18 protein-coding genes and 4 pseudogenes are annotated in these 17,174 nt (G+C 62.6%); 9 read left to right on the forward strand and 13 right to left on the reverse strand.

The window, feature by feature from the left end:
- Positions 1–141 precede the first annotated feature (141 nt).
- Positions 142–411, forward strand: coding sequence for a DUF5661 family protein (locus ACFFDA_RS09300; RefSeq protein ID WP_404478405.1), 270 nt, complete (start codon positions 142–144; stop codon positions 409–411).
- A gap of 85 nt (positions 412–496) precedes the next feature.
- Here ACFFDA_RS09300 and ACFFDA_RS09305 read toward each other — a convergent pair whose 3' ends face one another.
- From ACFFDA_RS09305 to ACFFDA_RS09320, 4 genes are all read right to left on the reverse strand, one after another.
- Positions 497–1,531, reverse strand: coding sequence for an aldo/keto reductase (locus tag ACFFDA_RS09305; RefSeq protein WP_404478406.1), 1,035 nt, complete (start codon positions 1,529–1,531; stop codon positions 497–499).
- 28 nt (positions 1,532–1,559) lie between these two features.
- Positions 1,560–2,291 (reverse strand): 3-oxoacyl-ACP reductase family protein, encoded by a 732-nt coding sequence (locus ACFFDA_RS09310; protein WP_404478407.1) that lies wholly within the window; start codon positions 2,289–2,291, stop codon positions 1,560–1,562.
- Between the two features lie 101 nt (positions 2,292–2,392).
- The gene (locus ACFFDA_RS09315; RefSeq protein WP_404478408.1) at positions 2,393–3,205 is read right to left on the reverse strand and encodes an aldo/keto reductase; all 813 of its coding nucleotides are present in this window, start codon (positions 3,203–3,205) and stop codon (positions 2,393–2,395) included.
- 77 nt (positions 3,206–3,282) lie between these two features.
- A complete protein-coding gene (locus ACFFDA_RS09320; protein ID WP_404478409.1) occupies positions 3,283–3,675 on the reverse strand; it encodes a Fur family transcriptional regulator in 393 nt (130 codons plus the stop codon).
- A gap of 204 nt (positions 3,676–3,879) precedes the next feature.
- Between ACFFDA_RS09320 and ACFFDA_RS09325 the strand changes: the two genes are divergently transcribed.
- From ACFFDA_RS09325 to ACFFDA_RS09340, 4 genes are all read left to right on the forward strand, one after another.
- Positions 3,880–4,608: an AraC family transcriptional regulator gene (locus ACFFDA_RS09325; protein ID WP_404478410.1), complete on the forward strand. Its 729-nt coding sequence runs from the start codon at positions 3,880–3,882 to the stop codon at positions 4,606–4,608.
- A 127-nt stretch (positions 4,609–4,735) separates the two neighbouring features.
- Positions 4,736–5,449: a siderophore-interacting protein gene (locus ACFFDA_RS09330; protein WP_404478411.1), complete on the forward strand. Its 714-nt coding sequence runs from the start codon at positions 4,736–4,738 to the stop codon at positions 5,447–5,449.
- Positions 5,450–5,596: 147 nt separating this feature from the next.
- Positions 5,597–5,749 (forward strand): hypothetical protein, encoded by a 153-nt coding sequence (locus tag ACFFDA_RS09335; protein ID WP_404478412.1) that lies wholly within the window; start codon positions 5,597–5,599, stop codon positions 5,747–5,749.
- 40 nt (positions 5,750–5,789) lie between these two features.
- Positions 5,790–7,337: an IMP dehydrogenase gene (locus tag ACFFDA_RS09340; protein ID WP_404478413.1), complete on the forward strand. Its 1,548-nt coding sequence runs from the start codon at positions 5,790–5,792 to the stop codon at positions 7,335–7,337.
- Between the two features lie 51 nt (positions 7,338–7,388).
- Here ACFFDA_RS09340 and ACFFDA_RS09345 read toward each other — a convergent pair whose 3' ends face one another.
- From ACFFDA_RS09345 to ACFFDA_RS09355, 3 genes and pseudogenes are all read right to left on the reverse strand, one after another.
- Positions 7,389–8,024: a hypothetical protein gene (locus tag ACFFDA_RS09345; protein WP_404478414.1), complete on the reverse strand. Its 636-nt coding sequence runs from the start codon at positions 8,022–8,024 to the stop codon at positions 7,389–7,391.
- A gap of 34 nt (positions 8,025–8,058) precedes the next feature.
- Positions 8,059–9,039, reverse strand: a pseudogene (locus ACFFDA_RS09350) (IS110 family transposase); the annotation flags it as partial.
- Positions 9,040–9,258: 219 nt separating this feature from the next.
- Positions 9,259–9,501 (reverse strand): annotated as a pseudogene (locus ACFFDA_RS09355) (transposase); the annotation flags it as partial.
- 110 nt (positions 9,502–9,611) lie between these two features.
- Between ACFFDA_RS09355 and ACFFDA_RS09360 the strand changes: the two are divergent.
- Positions 9,612–9,881 carry a hypothetical protein gene (locus ACFFDA_RS09360; RefSeq protein WP_404478416.1) on the forward strand — a complete coding sequence of 90 codons (270 nt, stop codon included), beginning with the start codon at positions 9,612–9,614 and terminating at the stop codon, positions 9,879–9,881.
- 133 nt (positions 9,882–10,014) lie between these two features.
- Here ACFFDA_RS09360 and ACFFDA_RS09365 read toward each other — a convergent pair.
- Positions 10,015–10,149 (reverse strand): annotated as a pseudogene (locus ACFFDA_RS09365) (DUF5131 family protein); the annotation flags it as partial.
- 210 nt (positions 10,150–10,359) lie between these two features.
- Here ACFFDA_RS09365 and ACFFDA_RS09370 point away from each other — a divergent pair.
- The 3 genes from ACFFDA_RS09370 to ACFFDA_RS09380 all read left to right on the forward strand — a co-directional run bounded on the left by ACFFDA_RS09370 (position 10,360) and on the right by ACFFDA_RS09380 (position 14,289).
- Positions 10,360–12,615 carry a TonB-dependent receptor gene (locus ACFFDA_RS09370; RefSeq protein WP_404478418.1) on the forward strand — a complete coding sequence of 752 codons (2,256 nt, stop codon included), beginning with the start codon at positions 10,360–10,362 and terminating at the stop codon, positions 12,613–12,615.
- Positions 12,616–12,712: 97 nt separating this feature from the next.
- On the forward strand, positions 12,713–13,495 hold the full coding sequence (locus tag ACFFDA_RS09375; protein WP_404478420.1) for an alpha/beta fold hydrolase: 783 nt from the start codon (positions 12,713–12,715) through the stop codon (positions 13,493–13,495).
- A 101-nt stretch (positions 13,496–13,596) separates the two neighbouring features.
- Positions 13,597–14,289: an alpha/beta fold hydrolase gene (locus tag ACFFDA_RS09380; protein ID WP_404478422.1), complete on the forward strand. Its 693-nt coding sequence runs from the start codon at positions 13,597–13,599 to the stop codon at positions 14,287–14,289.
- A 35-nt stretch (positions 14,290–14,324) separates the two neighbouring features.
- Here ACFFDA_RS09380 and ACFFDA_RS09385 read toward each other — a convergent pair whose 3' ends face one another.
- The 5 genes and pseudogenes from ACFFDA_RS09385 to ACFFDA_RS09405 all read right to left on the reverse strand — a co-directional run bounded on the left by ACFFDA_RS09385 (position 14,325) and on the right by ACFFDA_RS09405 (position 17,077).
- Complete coding sequence (locus tag ACFFDA_RS09385) at positions 14,325–14,576, reverse strand: SDR family oxidoreductase (RefSeq protein ID WP_404478423.1); 252 nt, start codon at positions 14,574–14,576, stop codon at positions 14,325–14,327.
- 191 nt (positions 14,577–14,767) lie between these two features.
- Positions 14,768–15,043, reverse strand: coding sequence for an SDR family NAD(P)-dependent oxidoreductase (locus ACFFDA_RS09390; protein ID WP_404478424.1), 276 nt, complete (start codon positions 15,041–15,043; stop codon positions 14,768–14,770).
- Positions 15,044–15,075: 32 nt separating this feature from the next.
- On the reverse strand, positions 15,076–15,591 hold the full coding sequence (locus tag ACFFDA_RS09395) for a cupin domain-containing protein (protein WP_404478425.1): 516 nt from the start codon (positions 15,589–15,591) through the stop codon (positions 15,076–15,078).
- Positions 15,588–16,136 carry an amidohydrolase family protein gene (locus ACFFDA_RS09400; RefSeq protein WP_404478426.1) on the reverse strand — a complete coding sequence of 183 codons (549 nt, stop codon included), beginning with the start codon at positions 16,134–16,136 and terminating at the stop codon, positions 15,588–15,590. The genes ACFFDA_RS09395 and ACFFDA_RS09400 overlap by 4 nt, the downstream gene beginning before the upstream one ends.
- Positions 16,133–17,077 (reverse strand): annotated as a pseudogene (locus tag ACFFDA_RS09405) (fumarylacetoacetate hydrolase family protein). The gene ACFFDA_RS09400 and the pseudogene ACFFDA_RS09405 overlap by 4 nt, the downstream one beginning before the upstream one ends.
- Positions 17,078–17,174: the final 97 nt, after the last annotated feature.

A 17,174-nucleotide genomic window follows, 5' to 3' on the forward strand; every position in this document is an offset into this window, starting at 1 on the left:
GAAGAGAATACGTACCGAGAGAAATCTGGCGGGATGGCGGAAATGCCATATAGATCGGCGTGGTATCGCTACATCGCCGCGCTGTGCGATGGTATGGTCCGATCTCGCGGGCCACTTGCCCGGCACAGCAGGAGAGAACCCATGGCCGAACACATTTTTACGCGCGAGGAAGCCATCGCGATTGGTGACCGTCTGGCGGTGGACTGGAGCCGGTACGACGTCGAGCAGTTCCGCCTCGGTCTTGGCGTGGAACTGGAGCACGGGATCGAGAATCCCGCGACCAACGTGACCAACGACGACCTCGACGTCACCGCCAAGATCGCGATCGCCCACCTCAACGATCTCCCCGACTACTACACCCGGCTTTACCGCATGTTCGCCGAAGCCGGGTACGAGGCGACCGTTCGCTGACGATGGCCGTACTGTCATCAGACGGTACGGCCATCGTGCCGGATCTCTGCGCATTCCTGGCTATATTGCCGAAAGCGCTTCGTGGTCAGGCCCCCATTGCACCGTGCTCGTTGAGCATAGGGAAGCCGCGCTGGTGCCAGACGGGATAGGAAGCCGGCGCCTCGCTGGCTTTGTCGAGGCGAGCGACCTGTTCGGGCGTAAGCGCCCATCCGACGGCACCGATGTTGGAAACGAGCTGTTCCTCGTTTCGTGCGCCGACGATGACATTGGCCACGGTCGGACGGCGCAGCAGCCAGTTGAGCGCGATCTGCGGGATGGTCTTGCCGGTTTCCTCGGCCACCACATCGAGGGCATCGACGATCGCAAACAGCCGCTCTTCCTCGAAATGCGGGCCGGTCCCGGCGATGTCGTGAGCGCGGGTGCCGGGCTGCGCGGGTTGACCACGGCGGATCTTGCCGGTCAGCTTCCCCCAACCCAGCGGGCTCCAGATTGTCGCGCCGATGCCCTGGTCGCGCCCCAGCGGCATCAGCTCCCATTCGTAGTCGCGGTTCAGCAGCGAATAGTAGACCTGGTGCGCAACGTGCCGGGCATAGCCATAGCGGTCGGCGACGGCCTGCGATTTCATCAAGTGCCAGCCCGAGAAGTTCGACGCGCCGATGTAGCGGATCTTGCCCTCGCGCACGAGCTGGTCGAGGGTCGACAAAGTCTCTTCGACCGGCGTGTTGTAGTCCTGCCCGTGCAGCTGCAGCAGGTCGACGTGATCGACGCCCAGCCGCTTGAGCGAGGCTTCGACGGCGGCGATGAGGTGATGGCGCGACGAGCCGTAGTCGTTGGGTCCCTCGCCGGTCGGGAAAGTCACTTTCGTCGAGATGAGGACGCGATCGCGCTTGCCCTTGATGGCCTCGCCCAGGATCCGCTCCGCCAGGCCGTCCGAATAGCCGTCGGCGCTGTCGAACATCGACACGCCGTGATCGAGACAGATGTCGATGAGGCGCGCCGCGCCGCCGGCGTCGGTCGAGCCCCAAGCCTTGAAGAAGTCGCCGCTACCGCCGAACGTCGCGGTGCCGAAGCTGAGGGCAGGGACGCGCAGCCCCGAGGCGCCAAGTCGCCGATATTCCATTTTCGTATCCTTGTTTTGTCGGGAACGTCTAGTTCATGTACCAACCGCCGTTGGCGTTGATGGTCTGGCCGGTGATGTAGCCGTTCTGCGCCAGCAGCAGCGCGATCGACGACACTTCGTCGGGTTGCCCGAACCGGCCCAGCGGGATCAGCTCGGGCTTTATACGGTCATTCCCCTTGAGCATGTCGGTTTCGATCAGGGCCGGGGCGATCGCGTTGCAGGTCACGCCTTCCTTCGCCAGCAGGCTGGCATAGCTGTGAACCAGGCCGAGGATGCCGGCCTTGCTCGCGGAATAATGCGGCCCGATGACGCCGCCGGTCTGGGCCGCGACCGATGACAGCATGATGAGGCGGCCCCAGCCACGTTCCCGCATCCCCGGCAGCACGGCCTGGGTGACGTAGAATACCGAACTGAGATTGACCCTGATCGTCTCATCCCAGTCGGCCGGCGTGACCTGATCGAGTGGCTTTGACGGGTTGATCCCGGCATTGTTGACCAGGATCGCAACCGTCCCCAGCGCCTTTGTGGCCGCAGTCACCAGGCCGGCGGCCTGCTCCGGGTCGGAGAGATCGGCCGGGATGGCGATGGCTTTACGGCCTCGCGCCTCGATTTCGCTGACCACGGCTGCAGCCTCTTCGGCGCCGCTGCGATAGCCGACGGCGACATCGGCGCCGGCATCGGCCAGCGCCAGCGCGATTTCCCGTCCGATCCCGCGCGATGCGCCCGTCACCAGCGCGACTTTGCCTTCGATGCTGTCCATCACTCGTCCTTGCTTGATATTCCTTGGCCACTATTTCACCGTCCCCCGATGAACGAGTGGCCGGACGCGTTCTCGTCGCTCGCACCTCGGCGCGTCGCCGCCTAACGCCCGTCCCACCAATCGAGGATATGCCGACGATCCTCGACGAGATCGCCCCTACCGGCGACAAGGTTCGCCGCCATATGCGCCGGATTGCCGGTGCCGGGGATGGCGCAGGTCACGGCTTCGTGGCCAATCGCGAACTTGAGCAGGACTTGCGACCATGTCGCGCAGCCGATGTCGCTTGCGAAGGGAGGCAGCGGCTCTTCGCCGATCATCTTCAGGAACCGACCCCCGCCGAAGGGCATGTTGATGATGACGGCTATGCCCCTGTCCTTCGCAAGCGGGAGGATGCGCTCCTCCGCGACTCGATCGGCCAGGGAATAATTGAGCTGCACGAAGTCGAGCCGGTGCCGGCGCATCACGTCCTCGAGTTCGCGATAAGCGCCATTGTGGTAATGCGTGACGCCGACATAGCGCGTCCGGCCGTCGGCCTTCCACCCCGCAAGCGTGTCGAGATGGACAGCGGCATCCACGAGGTTATGGACTTGCATCAGATCGACGTGGTCGGTTCGCAGAAGCTGGAGCGATTGCTCCATCTGCGCGATCCCGGCGCGGCGTCCGCGTGTCCAGACTTTCGTGGCTATGAACGTCCGGGGGCGGGCCTGTAAGTCGAACAGGACACGGCCGAGGTTGGCTTCGGCCTTGTCATACATCGGCGACGTGTCGAGCATACCGGCATCACCATCGATCAGGGTGGCCACTACGTTGCCCAGCGTTTCCAGTCCGGAGATCGGTACGTCGAAGCCCCGGTACGTGCCGCATCCGATGACCGGCAGCATTTCCCCGGACGAGGGGATTGCGCGGGTCGCCATCGGTAATGCGCTCACCGAAACAGCGGGAGAATTCTTACCCATCGCGCGCGTGTTCTCGGTTGCCAATAGCGACGACGTCACCTGCTGATCTGCCTTCTGCCAACACGCCTACGTGCCGGAGTCGCGAAGATTTCGAGCTTATAGGAGACAATGTCATAGCCCAGCTCTCTGGCAAGCCGGCTCTGGATCGCATCGATGCGTGGATCGCGAAATTCGATCACCTGGCCCGTCTCGACATCGATCAGATGGTCGTGCGGATGAGGCGGTGCGAGTTCATAGCGCGCCGGCCCGTCGCCGAAACGGTGGCGGATGACGAGTTTCAAGTCCTCGAACAACTTGACGGACCGATAGACGGTCGCAGTGCTGATGCGAGGGTCGATAGCCTGGGCACGGCGGTAAATCTCTACCACGTCCGGGTGATCGAGCGACTCCTGGAGGACTCTGGCCACCAGCCTTCGTGGCGGCGTCATGCGTGCCCCCCGGCGGGCGCAGGCTTCTTCAAGCGCTGCGATAGTGAAGCGCTGTTGCGGGCGCGGCTCGGTTGGAAGTCTGCTGTGAGATGTCATGAATGCGAATTAGAGCGAGACGCGCTCGCACTGTTAGGCCTATAAAGACAGACAATGTCGCAAACTCGCCAAACCCCTCTGGCCGAGGTTCGGGCCCCGCTTGTCGGCATGGTGACCAACCACCTGCCGGGCACGATGGACACGCATGTCCACGATGATCGCACCCAGCTTATGTATGCGGTGCGCGGCATGATCAACGTCACCACGCCCGCCGGCAGGTGGATTCTCCCTGCGGGAAGCGCGCTTTGGATCGCCGCGGGTACGCAGCACGGGCTTGTGGTGCGCCGCCCCGTCGTGCTTCATAACGTGTTCTTCAAGCCCTCGATGCGTGGATTGCCGACCTGGCGCGGTTGTACGGTGGTCAACGTTTCGCCCCTGCTGAGGGAACTCATCGCGGCAAGCATGGCGATCGCCTGGGATTATCCGCCCGATTCCGAGGAGGCCCGGTTGACCGGTGTTCTGGTCGATCAGCTCGCCGCCATGGCGAAAGCGCCGGTGGATCTGCCCGAGCCGGTCGATCCGCGTGCCGTCCGCCTCGCGCAACTCGTGCGAGAGGACGTGACGGATCGACGCCCGCTGGCCGTTCTGGCACCGCTTGTAGGTACCAGCATGCGAACCGCGGAGCGGCTGTTCGCCACGGAAACCGGCATGAGTTTCGGGATGTGGCGCACCCGACATCGGCTGATGACGGCGATCGAGTATTTGGCGGCAGGGGAAAGCGTGGCTTCGACCAGCTTCCACGTCGGCTTCGACAACCCTTCGAGTTTCATCGCGGCGTTTCGGGCGATGTTCGGGAAGACGCCCGGCACCTATTTCCAGGAAAGCCCCGCCGCTTAAGCAAGACCCCTTTTTTGGCGCAATGGCGTTATTTGATGGCACGATACCGCCATGCAATCCTACCTGCGAATGATTATCAATACTCCTGACGTGGCGACGCATCGATGCGTCCCAGGAAAGGAGTATCATGCACCAGCGCCCGGTCTATCGCATGTACAACACAGCGATCACGCGCATCGAGGATGTGACGCCGCGAATGCGTCGAGTCACTTTGTCCGGCGCGGACCTTGCGGATTTCGACAGCGACCGTCCCGGACAATGGATCAAGCTCTTCTTCGGTGAAAGCGATGAAGGCCGTGCCTTCACCATCCGCCGATGGTCCCCCGAAACCCGCGAACTGGTCGTCGATTTCGTTCGCCACGGGCATGGTCCGGCGGGCCGCTGGCTCACGGACGCCAAGCCGGGTGCCATCGTCCGGCTGGCCGGTCCACGCAGCGATTTCCGCTATCGACCCGGCCGGCAGCTGTTCCTGTTCGGCGATGAGACCGCGCTTCCCGCAATATCGGCGATCGTCGAGGACCTGCCTGCCACGGCATGGGCGATGGTGGTGATCGAGATTGCCGATCGGGCTGCGAAGCAGGAGATCCATTCCGCGGCGCCCGTGCGGTGGCACTGGATCGTGAACGCGGACGGGGAGCCTGGCGCGCCGCTGGTCGACTATGTCCGCCGTCTCATCGTTGGGCCGGAATCCGCGCAAATCTGGATCGGCTGCGAGTGCGCTGCGGCGCGAACCCTGCGAACCGGATATCGCGCGCTCGGGTTCGACAAGACCACGCTCCATGCATCGGGCTACTGGAAGAAGGGGGCAATCGAGCATGTCGACCATGATAGCGACTACTGAACGGCGCGATCGCCGACAGGATCGGACCGAAATCGGTCCTCTGGATCGTTTCGGCTTGATCCTGGGGGCAGGGGACAGGGATATCTTCGTCGCTTTCATCGCCAATCCCGATCGCGAAGGAATGGCCTTCGCAAACATGCTGCGATCATGAGCGCGGGACCGGGGCGAACGTGGCTGGCGTCGTCGAGACGCTCGGATGCCGTCGCCGGCGGGGCGCAGGACGCGCCGGGGTATCAGTTCCTCTATCGCGCCATCCGGCTCGGTTGCCGCACGGCGATCGCGATCAGCCAGAAAGTCTGATCGATCCCTCACCCAATTCGAATAATGCCAGGATAATCCAGTGCCCACCATCTACCCCGAGCCGAGCAGGACTTTCGGCGAGTACCTTCTCATTCCCAACCTTACGACGCGGCAGTGCGTACCGGGCAACGTCGACCTGCGGGTTCCGCTGGTCCGCTACTTCACGCCACTGGACGAGGCCCTGCGCGACGTCGCCGCGTCGCCGCTGACCATCAACGTGCCTTTCACCAGCGCGCTGATGCAATCGGTGTCGGACGATCGCCTGGCCATTGCCCTGGCGCGAGCCGGGGGGCTGTCCTTCATCTACGGCGGGCAGTCGATCGAGGCCCAGGCGGCGATGGTGGCGCGGGTGAAGAACTACAAGGCCGGTTTCGTCGTCAGCGATTCCAACCTCGCGCCGAACGCCACTTTGGCCGACGCCGTGGCCCTCACGCGAAACACAGGTCATTCGACGATAGCCGTCACTGACGATGGAGGAGCGAACGGTCGCTTCGTCGGCATCCTGACCAGTCGCGACTACCGGCTGAGCAAGACGTCTCCCGAAACGCCCGTTTCCCGTCTGATGACGCCAGTCGAAGCGGTCTACTGCGGGCATGCCGGGATCGACTTGTCGGAGGCGAACGATCTCATCTGGAGTCACAAGGTCAACTGCCTCCCGATCCTCGATGGTCAAGGTCGGCTTCTCCATCTCGTGTTTCGCAAGGATCACGACACGCATCGCGACCATCCGCTCGAGAACGTCGATGCCGACAAGCGGCTGATCGTCGGTGCCGCGCTCAATACCCGCGACTATCGCACGCGCGTGCCGGCGCTTCTGGCGGCCGGCGCGGACATCTTCTGCCTCGATTCGTCCGACGGCTATTCCGAATGGCAGGCCGATGCCATCGCCTGGATCAACGAGACTTATCCGGGCCGCGCTTACGTCGGGGCGGGCAACGTCGTGGATCAGGAGGGCTTCCGCTACCTGGTCGACGCCGGCGCTGACTTCGTCAAAGTGGGTATCGGTGGCGGTTCGATCTGCATCACGCGCGAGCAGAAGGGTATCGGCCGAGGCCAGGCCTCCGCGGTGCTCGACGTGGCGGAAGCGCGCCTTGCCTATTTCCGCGAAACGGGCGTCTACGTGCCGTTGTGCTCGGACGGCGGCATCAGCCAGGATTATCATGTCACCGTGGCGCTTGCGATGGGTGCCGATTTCGTGATGCTCGGCCGCTATTTCGCGCGGTTCGACGAAGCACCCGGCAGCAAGGTGCAAGTCAACAACCAGATGATGAAGGAATACTGGGGCGAGGGCAGCAACCGGGCGCGAAACTGGGAGCGATACGACCATGGTGCCGGTGAAGGCCCGTCGAAACGGATGATCTTCGAAGAGGGGGTCGACAGCTACGTCCCTTATGCGGGCAAGCTGAAGGACAATCTCGATGCGACCCTTGCCAAGCTGCGGTCGACCTTGTGCAACTGCGGCGCGTTGTCAGTCGGTGAACTGCAGGCGCGCGCGCGCCTGACCGTCGCCTCGGCGATCAGCATTCGCGAAGGCGGTGCCCACGACGTCGTGGTGCGAGATGGATGCGGGGACAGCGACACCCCCTGATGGCTGACGCGGTGCCGGAGTCACGAGGCATGCCGGCACCGCTTTTGAATCTTACAGCGGCGGGATGACCTTGTCCGCGCGCAGCTGGGAGAACTGCTGGTCGGTATCGATGCAGGGGTGGAATCCGGCCTGACGCGCCTTGATCGTGCTGCTGATATTGTCGAATCCGCTGGCGAAGATGAAGTCGCCGAAAGGCCACGATGCGACCAGTTCGTAAGGGATCGGCCTGATGTCACCGCGCGCTGCCATGCGCCCCCAGATGGGCCCCTTGTCGGTCATGTACGTTGCCAACGGCATGGGTATGGGGTCGGCCCATTCCATGTCGAACATCCTGGCGATCTTGGGCCACATGTGCTGCCAGCGGAAATAATCGCCGTTGGTGATGTTGAAGATCTCGTTCTTCGCAGCGCCGCTGGTTCCTGCCCAGTCCGCCGCCTGCGCGAGGATATCGGCCGAACTGACCTGATAGAGCGCGGTGTAGGCCGCCATCGTGCCGGGGAAGCGCAGCGGCACGCCCAGTTCTTTGGAGATCGCGGCATAAACCGCGATGACCGTGAGCAGGTTCATCGGATTGCCGGTGGCGAAGCCGCACACCGCTTCAGGCCGAAGCGCGGTGAAGGACCAGCCTTTGCCTTGCTGGCGGTCGCGCAGCAGGTCTTCCTGATCGTAGTAGAAGTTTGGCGGCATCAGGCGTGGATCGTCTTCGCGCGCGGGCGTCTTGAAAGTGCTTCGAGCTTGGCCACGCCGCAAGGTCGGTGCCGCATTCCCCGACCAGCTTGAGGGCCAGCGATGGTCCATTGCCGTGGATCTGGGTCAAGTCTACTCCCAGCACGCGATAGAGCGCCGACCGAACTTCAAAATCAGGTGCGTTCACTTGTTTGTTCTTGGTCCGAGCCTTGGGCAAACCCGCAGTGTCGTGCCCGCCACCATCTTCGAGGTCCCGGAGTGCAATCTCCAGCTTTCGGTCGCACTCCACAATCTTGGCCTGGTAGAAGTCGAACAGCGCAAGCGATTGGCACAGCGCGAAGATGTGTTCATCGCGCCAGTTGCCGGTCAAGGCAGAGCAGATCGTCTCGGTGCTGGCATGGCACCGAACGTCACGCATCTGGGCAAGGGTGGCGGGGTTGCGCTCGCCGTCGGCGATGGCCCGGATAATACGCATGCCCGTGGCGCCGGTGATGTCGGAGACAACGTGGCGCAATTGCACATTCATTTCCATCAGTGCCTGTTGCATGTGCTGGATATGCGATGCCGAGTACTCGATCAGTCGCTCACGCTGCCGCATATAGGCGCGCAACGTGGCGAACCCGGCCTTTGGGCGAAAACTGCCACGCAGGAGACCGTAGCCGTGCAGCCGCTGAAGCCATGACGCATCATTCACATCGGTTTTGCGGCCGGGGACATTCTTTGCATACCGCGCATTGACGAGGATGACGTGGAACCCGTGCTCCTCCAGCACTTCGAAAGCTGGGATCCAGTAGACGCCGATGGATTCCATTGCCACGCTTGTGACGCCGCACGCTTTGAACCAGCGGGCCATATCATGCAGGTCGCCGGTGAATGTGTTGAATGCGCGCACGGGCCGATCGTCAGCGTCGGGATTGACCGCTGCCATGTGCATAGTCGAACCGATATCGATAGCCGCCGCGCCCGGCATAATCATGGGCGTCTCGCCAACTTTCGCCGCTTTTGATCTACTCATTCCTCATTTCCTCCAGAATGGGAGGACATGGACGATGCAAACCGTCATCTTCCTAACCGGGGTCACCGCATTGCGGTGCCACCACTCTCAAGTGCGCAACTGCCCACGGGCCACGCTTTTTTAACGGGGTATCATGCCACCAATAAGCGAACGGCCGCGACCCTCCATGCAAGCAGTATAGCACGGCCCGTTTCTACCGCGCACAGGCGGGCTGAACCCGCGACCGTTTTTTAGTATATCGCGCTCCTCGGTCACCCGGGCCAGCTCGCGCTTCAACTGGCGGATCTCGGCATCCTTGCTGGCATCGCCAGACACCACCTTCGCCAGTTGCCGCTTCCATGCGTACAGCGAATGCTGACTGACGCCGAGCCGTTCAGAAACCTCCGCTACCGGATACCCGCGCTCGGTGATCTGGGCCACCGCATCACGCTTGAACTCATCGCTGAAATTGGGCTTCCCCATCGTCGTCTCCTGTCCTCAAAATTAGGATAGAAGGCGTCCAGAAATCTAAGGGCTACTCACAGTGCTGTAAACTTTCAGGTTGAGAGGCGGTCAGCGAGGCTGATTATTGTGTGGGCTTCGTCGACGTAGCGGGCGCGGATTTCGGCGATGCGTTTGGCAGTCCAGCCTATGATACGGGCGATCTCTTCGTCGGTCAGGCTCTTGCCCGCGAGGAAGGTGACGCGCAGATCGTGGATGGTGCGATCGAAGCGGGTGGGCTTGCGGCGCTGCCAAACTGTTTCGAGGCCGCTTTCCGTCCACTGCCCACCGCGGGAGTTGACCAGGACGGTGCCCTTGCGGTGCCGTCATCGTCCTTGGGCTGGGCGTCGGGGCCGCTCTAGCCGCCTGCGATTACCCGGTCGATGCCCTTCTTGGTGCTGTCGATCATCCCGTACTTGCCGGGATCGTATCCTGGTCCGGCGAACTGGCTGTGCCACTTGTGCCGCGCGACACCAGAAAGGGAATGAAGGCGCAGGTTAGACCGTCGCTTGTGGCACTGATTTCGGTCAAATCCACCGGCCCCAGCAGCGGCTCCGCGCTGATAAAGCGGACGGCGGCGGAGGTGGCGAGCAGGTCGGGGATGCGCTCTGCGGCGCGGGTCTGGTCCTCGACCTGATGATGGACAATCCGCAGCACGAGTGGCCGATGAGTTACCCGAGCCCGTGCACACAGGTAAAGCCTGCGGCTGACTTACCAGATCACTTCCGATCCCATCCATCGCTGATTTCGCCCGCAATGCACTTGCATTGAAACCCTTGGTGAGGCATTTTCCTAAAAACGATAAGAGATTCCGTATAATGGAATTATGGGAGAGACTGCATGCGCGACCGAATTTTGACTTCAAGCGCAGTCGTATGGGCACTGATGGGGGCAAGCGCTGCTCAGGCGGCCGACGGGCAAAGCGGAAGCACTTCGGTTGAAGCCCAGGACGATGGCAGTGTTGCCGCCGGCGAAATAATCGTGACAGCGCAGCGGCGTTCGGAAAGCTTGCAGAAGGCTTCGCTTTCGATCGCCGCGGTCAGCGGTGACACTCTGGCGACACGCGGGGTCGTGGATTCGCAAAGCCTGAACGGCGTCGTGCCCGGCCTCAAGATCACTTACACCGGCGCCCAGGTGCAGGTGTTCATCCGCGGGGTCGGCGATCCAGCGGCCAATCCCTACACTCAAGCCTCGGTTTCGCTGAACCTTGACGGTGTCTACACCGCGCGGAGCACCGCATTCGGTCCACTGTTCTTCGACGTTGCGCGGGTCGAAGTCCTGCGGGGGCCGCAAGGTACACTTTACGGCCGCAATTCGTCAGGCGGTGCGATCAATATCATCAGCAACGCCCCCAACTTTGACGGGGTAAGCGGAAGTGTTTCAGGGGAAGTCGGGAACTATCACCTGTTCCGCGGTCAGGCGATCGTTAACGTTCCGGTATCGGATACGCTGGCCATCCGCACGGCGGTGCAGGCAACCACACGCGATGGTTATCTGAGCGATGGCAGCAACGACGACAAATCGGTTGCCGGCCGGTTCCGGGCATTGTGGAAGCCAGCTTCTGGAATTTCGCTGCTGATCAACACGGACTTCGCCAACGTGCGCGGGCTGGGTTTTAATCGGGTGTTCCGGCCGGCGCTGTTCGGTGACGCGTACACCGGACCGCAGGACCCCCGGATCACGCCGTCGGCGTTCCCCCTGCTCAAGGTCCGCTATCCCAGTCGAAACGTGATCGACAGCCGCGGGTTTTCAGCCGAACTGAATGCGGACCTCGGCTCCGACATCACTTTGACCGTGATTCCGGCTTATCGTTACAACAAGACCGACTATTTCGCGGGGACCGATTACCTGTTCACCGACTACGACGTTTCAAAGCAGAAAAGCCTCGAGGCGCGTCTTGGCGGCGATAACGGACCTGTCAAATGGGTCATTGGTGGGTACACGTTCAAGGAGGATCTCGAGATCCACGCGTACACCGACCAGCGCAACGCGACGACTTTCACCGGACTTGAGCAGTACCAGGATTGGACTTCGTTCGACACCCAGGCATCAGCGGTTTTCGGCGAAGCGACCGTCAGCCTGATGGACACATTCCGGGTCATCGGCGGCATTCGCTATACGGACGAAGCGCGCGACCGGTCGGGCGCCATCACCAGCTACACATCGACGGCGGGTGTCCGCGGCCCGGCGACCATCCTCGCGCTCAAGCAGAAATTCACAGACAACGCGGTAACCTGGAAGGCCGGCGCTGAATTCGACATCACGCCGGACAACATGGCCTTCGCCACCGTCAGCAAGGGTTTCAAGACCGGCGGGTTCGATGCGACCGACGCCGATACCTATGGGCCCGAGCACGTGACCGCTTATACCGTCGGCCTCAAGAACCGGTTCTTCGGCAGCAAGCTGACGCTCAACCTCGAAGGCTTCTTCTGGAAGTACAAGGATCAGCAGGTCTCGTTTCTGGGCTCCGATTCCACCGGGCAGACCTCGTTCGTGACCCGTAACGCCGGTCAATCGACAATCTACGGGCTCAGCGCCGATATTGCCTGGCGGCCGACCGACAACGACACATTCTCAGCCTCCGGTGAATACCTGCACACGAACTATGACCGATTCATCTATGCGACGTTGGGCGGTTCGCCGGCCGGCGCGGTGCTGGCCGATGGCTGCGTCAGCAACGGACCAGCGACCTTGCCGGGCCAGATTTTTGAAAACTGCTCGGACAGGCCCCTGATGCGGGCTCCGAAGTGGAGCGGCAATGCTCGCTATTCCCACCGTTTCGATCTGTCGAGTGGCGGGGATGTGACGGTCGGCGCGACGGTCAAGGCCCAGTCGCTGCAATACCTGAGCATCAACTACTCCAGTCCCAATTTCCGCCAGAGAGGCTATGCCCTGCTCGACGCCGACCTGGCCTATACCGCGCCGAACAATCGCTGGTCGGTGCAAGGATTTGTCAGCAACATCACCGACAAGGTGGTGTACACTGTCGCGTCGAACCTGAGCTCGATTGCGCCGGCATCGGGCGCCAGTCGCACCTCTGCCGCCGCGATCGGGCAGCCGCGTACGTTTGGCGCGCGAGTGAAGGTAAACTTCTGACCATGCCTTTTGCCGATGCGGCATGTCTGACCGAATCAATTTGCCGGCGGCCGTACCGCTGGCGGCCTTCGTTCCATCAATCACAAGGATCAGCTGCGTGACCACCTCTGCCGTTACCGATGATGCCGTCACCCTCAACGTCCGTGTCGATGGCGCCCAGGACGGTGAGCACCTGCTATTGTCCAATTCGCTGGGTACCGATCTGTCGATGTGGGAACGGCAGCTGCCGGCTTGGTCGGACAGGTTCAGCATTGCGCGCTACGATATCCGCGGTCACGGCAAATCGGATGGACCGGCGGGGGATTATTCGATTGAGCGCCTGGGCCGCGATGCTCTGGCTGTGGCCGATGCGCTGGGATGGCAGCAGTTTGATTTCTGCGGCGTGTCGCTTGGGGCGATGACTGGGTTCTGGTTGGCGATAAATGCGCCGCACCGGCTCAAACGGCTTGTACTCGCCAATGGTGCGCCGTTCGCGGGCGGTGCGCCGGCGTGGTCCGGCCGATTGCAGGCGGCAGCGGAAGGCGGCCTGGCGGCTGTGGCGGGCGGAACCATCTCGCGCTGGTTCACGCCGGACTTTGCCGCGGCAAACCCGGCGCTGGTCGAGGCTATCCACTCGGCTTTCATGGCGACCAGCCTCGAAGGCTATCTGGGCTGCACCGCCGCCATCCGTGATCTTGATTTGCGTCACAGCGTGGGCGGCATCGCCGTGCTGATCCTCCTGATCGGCGCAACCCATGATCAGGGCCCGCTTCCCGAAGTGATCGAGGGCTTGGCGGGGCGCATACCGGGCGCCAAGGCCGTCATTCTCGATGCTGCCCACCTCAGCAATATCGAAGCCAGCGAAGCCTTCAACAGCGCGGTGCTTGAGTTCCTGGCGTGACCCCCGTCTACGGGACATAGGAATTTCGATCAGTGCCATGGGCCGATGGAAATCCCACGCTTCATTATGAGACCAGCGGCTCCGGGACTGGCGGGCTGGTTTTGCTGCACGAGATTGGTGGTTCCAGTCGCAGCTGGGACCGAGCCGGGCCCCTGCTGGCATCGCGTTTCGAACTGCTGGCATGCGACCAGCGCGGGTTCGGCATGTCCGAAAAAGTACGCGCTCAACACGGCACGATTGATCTGGTCGATGATCTTGCCCGGATCCTGGCAGAAGCGGAATGGACGGGACCAGTAACCCTCGTTGCCGCGGCTGGCAGCAGCGCGGTTGCGGCCGCCTTTGCACAGAAATTCCCCGAACGGGTGAAAAGCCTTGTCTTGTGCGCACCGGCACTCATCGTTGAGCCGTCAGCACGCGATAATGCGCTGGGCCGGGCCGATGCTGTTCAGGCTGAAGGGATGCGCACGATCGTCGATGCGGCCATGGATCGAATGTATCCTGCTGCAATCCGGGATGAGTGGTTCGAGACCTATCGCATGCGGTTCCTGGCCTGCGACCCGGTTGGTTTCGCCTTAGCCAACCGCGCCTTTGCGGCGGGCGAAGCAAGCCTGGCCGGTTTGGCCATGCCAATTCTGGTGCTGGCGGGCGATGCCGATATTCGTTCGCCCGAGCAAACCCGCGCGATGCTGGGAGGCGCGCCCTACGCTCAGCTCAAGGTAATCGCACGGGCCGGTCATCTCATGGCATGGCAAGCGCCAGAGGCTGTGGCCGCAGCAATTTCGACGTTTTGTTGAACGGTGGCAGCCGCCGCTGGCGGGCTTGTCGGACGTCAGTACCCATCCGTAATCAGGGTGCCGCCATCGACCACAAGGTTCTGCCCGGTCACGAATGCCCCCGCTGGGGAGGCAAGAAACACCGCCGCACCGGCAATTTCCTGCGGGGTTCCGGGGCGCCGAAGCGGGGTCATTGCCATTCTCCGGGCCATGAAACGTTCGTCGGCCAGTATCGGCGCCGATAAATCCGTTGCGATGAAACCGGGCGAAATGGCGTTGGCACGGACGCCGCTGGGCCCCCATTCCACCGCAAAATTGCGGGCCAGTTGTCCAACCCGGCCTTGGCCAGCGCATAGGCACTGATCCGTCCGTTGCCGCGAAGTCCTGAAATGCTGGAAATCAGATCACCGGACCACCTCCGCGGGCGGCCATGAGAGGCAGGATATGGTTGCACAGCACTACCTGGCTGCGCAGGTTGAGGTGCATGACGCGGGCATAATCATCCAGGTCGATACCCGCGAAGGGGCCGGGCTGCCCTGGTGATGCCGGCGTTGCAGACCAGAATGTCGATCCCGCCGAGAGCGGTGCGGGCCTGTTGCGCCAGCTCCGCAAGATCATTGTCGGACGTTGCGTCGGCGGCGATGCCCGGAATGCTAAGTTCGTCGACGACCCGGGCCGTGTCAGCGGCGTCCTCGCTCGAAATAACGACACGCGCGCCTTGCGCGATCAGCCCTTCGGCGATCGCCCGGCCGATCCCGCGCGTCGATCCGGTCACCAGCGCGGATTTGCCCGAGAGGCCGAACAGGCTCAGTGCTGGTCCTCCGGCTTGTCCTCCGGAAGCGGCACGCCGTTGTGGAGATATGCCGGCGCCTCGATCAGGATGAATGCCATGCGGCACGGTTTGTCGCTGGTGTTGCGCCACATGTGATTGGTGCCGCGCTGGATGATGATCCCGCCCTCGTGCACGGTCCGCTTGCAGCCATCATCCAGTTCAAGCTCGATCTCGCCGGACATGACGATGCCGTAGTCGATGCTGTTCGTGCGGTGCATCGGGCTTTCCTTACCCGGTAGCATATCCACGATGCGGATAACCGAACCCTGATTGATCGTGAGCCCAGCTTCGCGCAGACGTCCATCGGTTTCGTCGTTGTTGTCGGCTGGGACGGTTGCGGTGGTCCACACCAGCAGGAACGCGGCGTCACCGGTCGGGATCATCCGGGTCGGTTCGACGTCTTCCGACTTGAATACGGCGCGTCCGTTAGCTTCGTGTCCGGTGACAACGCGCTGGACGGGCGGCAGCCCGGAATCGCTCAGGTCGGTCATGAATGCTCCAATCTATGCCAGCGGCCGCCCTGCATTACGCCGCATATCCGGGCCGTATCTTGCAGAACGGTAATATCAGTCATGGGATCGCCGTCGACGAGCAGCAGGTCGGCCAGCCAACCCGGGGCAATCCGGCCCACCTGCATGCCCATCAGTTCACCGCCCTCAAGAGTTGCGGCCCGCAGCGTTTCGGCCGGGGTGAACCCGAAGTGTTCGACGAAAATCTGGAGGTCGCGGGCATTGTGCCCGATCACGTTGTAAGGAAAGCCGTAGTCACCGCCGGGCAGGACCCGGATGCCGCGCCGCTTCATTTCTGGTACTAGCCGGACCATGGCGGTAAAGCCGGACGTTGCACCCATGGCTTCGGGCTCGGCGGGGCCGATGCCAAATTCCTGTGCGGCGTGCATCCGAGCCCAGAGCAGGCCGGGGGCGGGGGCGACGAACAGGCGGTCGCGATTGGCTTCCAGCGGCAGGAAGCCGCGCGCTGCGCCCTCGCTCAAGGTCTGGCGGGCGATCAGCAATGCCTGCTCCAGCGTCAGGATCATGCCGACACTACTCGCTGATCGATCGCGCCGAACGGTGCCTGTCCGTCAGGCGTTACGGCTTCCATCCGCACCCGGTCGCCAAAGCGCATGAATTCGGTTTTTGGCGCGCCCTCGTCGACGATCTCGATACCGCGCCGCTCGGCGATGCAGGAACTGCCGATTTCGCGGAAATTTTCGTTCGAAACGGTGCCTGAGCCGATCACCGTGCCGGCCACCAGATCACGCGTGCGGGCGGCGTGGGCTACCAGTTCGGCAAAGGAATGGCCCATCGGTTCGCCATTGGCGGCGCCAAAGCGTTGCCCATTTCAGTCCACCACGAGATCGAGGCAGACGCGGCCGTTGCGCCACGCGCTGCCCAGTTCATCGGGAGTGATGGCGAACGGGGCCATGCTGCAGGGCGGCTTGGCCTGAACCCACCCAAACCCGGTCTTCATTTCAGGTCCGGCCAGCGCGCGGAGCGACCAGTCGTTGATCTGGACGATCAACTTGATGTGTGCCTCGGCCAGTTCTGGCGAGACCCCCATCGGGACGGCGTCCACGATCACCCCAAACTCGCCCTCGAAGTCGATGCCGAGCGTTTCGCTGGCCATGCGGACATCGTCGGTCGGGCCGTAAAACTTGTCGGACGTGCCTTGATACATAAGCGGCAGGCCGGTTTTGATCGGTTCGATCCCGATCACCTTGTCCATCAGCGCGCCGTGGCTGGCAAACGCGGACCCATCGAGCCACTGCCACGCACGGGGCAGCGGCGCGGCGAGCTGCGTCGGATCGATTGTTTCGGGAAAGCTGGAAATGGCTGTCAGCTGCGGGGCAGTATCATCCCACCGCTCCAACGCTTCCTGCATTGTCCGGACGGGAGCTTCGGCAAAGGACGTTCCGTCGGGCGAGACGACCACCAATTGCCCGTCTTTGGTGCCATCTTTAAGCGTAGCAAGGCGCATCCTGGTCCTCTCCGATCGCGGGTGGACGTCCGCGACCGCTGGCTCCCGGTCCCAGCAACGGCATTTGATCGATAGCAGGCCATCGATACTATGCGAT

Origin of the sequence: Novosphingobium sp. BL-52-GroH (assembly GCF_044813085.1) — a bacterium.
In the GTDB taxonomy this organism is placed as follows: domain Bacteria; phylum Pseudomonadota; class Alphaproteobacteria; order Sphingomonadales; family Sphingomonadaceae; genus Novosphingobium.

Bases quoted from the DNA above. Each gene is read 5' to 3' on its own strand.
- ACFFDA_RS09320 (WP_404478409.1), bottom strand. From the start codon at position 3,675: ATGACGCCGCCACGAAGGCTGGTGGCCAGAGTCCTCCAGGAGTCGCTC.
- ACFFDA_RS09400 (WP_404478426.1), bottom strand. From the start codon at position 16,136: ATGATCCTGACGCTGGAGCAGGCATTGCTGATCGCCCGCCAGACCTTG.
- ACFFDA_RS09330 (WP_404478411.1), top strand. From the start codon at position 4,736: ATGCACCAGCGCCCGGTCTATCGCATGTACAACACAGCGATCACGCGC.
- ACFFDA_RS09305 (WP_404478406.1), bottom strand. From the start codon at position 1,531: ATGGAATATCGGCGACTTGGCGCCTCGGGGCTGCGCGTCCCTGCCCTC.
- ACFFDA_RS09325 (WP_404478410.1), top strand. From the start codon at position 3,880: ATGGTGACCAACCACCTGCCGGGCACGATGGACACGCATGTCCACGAT.
- ACFFDA_RS09370 (WP_404478418.1), top strand. From the start codon at position 10,360: ATGCGCGACCGAATTTTGACTTCAAGCGCAGTCGTATGGGCACTGATG.
- ACFFDA_RS09335 (WP_404478412.1), top strand. From the start codon at position 5,597: ATGAGCGCGGGACCGGGGCGAACGTGGCTGGCGTCGTCGAGACGCTCG.
- ACFFDA_RS09310 (WP_404478407.1), bottom strand. From the start codon at position 2,291: ATGGACAGCATCGAAGGCAAAGTCGCGCTGGTGACGGGCGCATCGCGC.
- ACFFDA_RS09345 (WP_404478414.1), bottom strand. From the start codon at position 8,024: ATGCCGCCAAACTTCTACTACGATCAGGAAGACCTGCTGCGCGACCGC.
- ACFFDA_RS09300 (WP_404478405.1), top strand. From the start codon at position 142: ATGGCCGAACACATTTTTACGCGCGAGGAAGCCATCGCGATTGGTGAC.
- ACFFDA_RS09315 (WP_404478408.1), bottom strand. From the start codon at position 3,205: ATGGCGACCCGCGCAATCCCCTCGTCCGGGGAAATGCTGCCGGTCATC.
- ACFFDA_RS09395 (WP_404478425.1), bottom strand. From the start codon at position 15,591: ATGACCGACCTGAGCGATTCCGGGCTGCCGCCCGTCCAGCGCGTTGTC.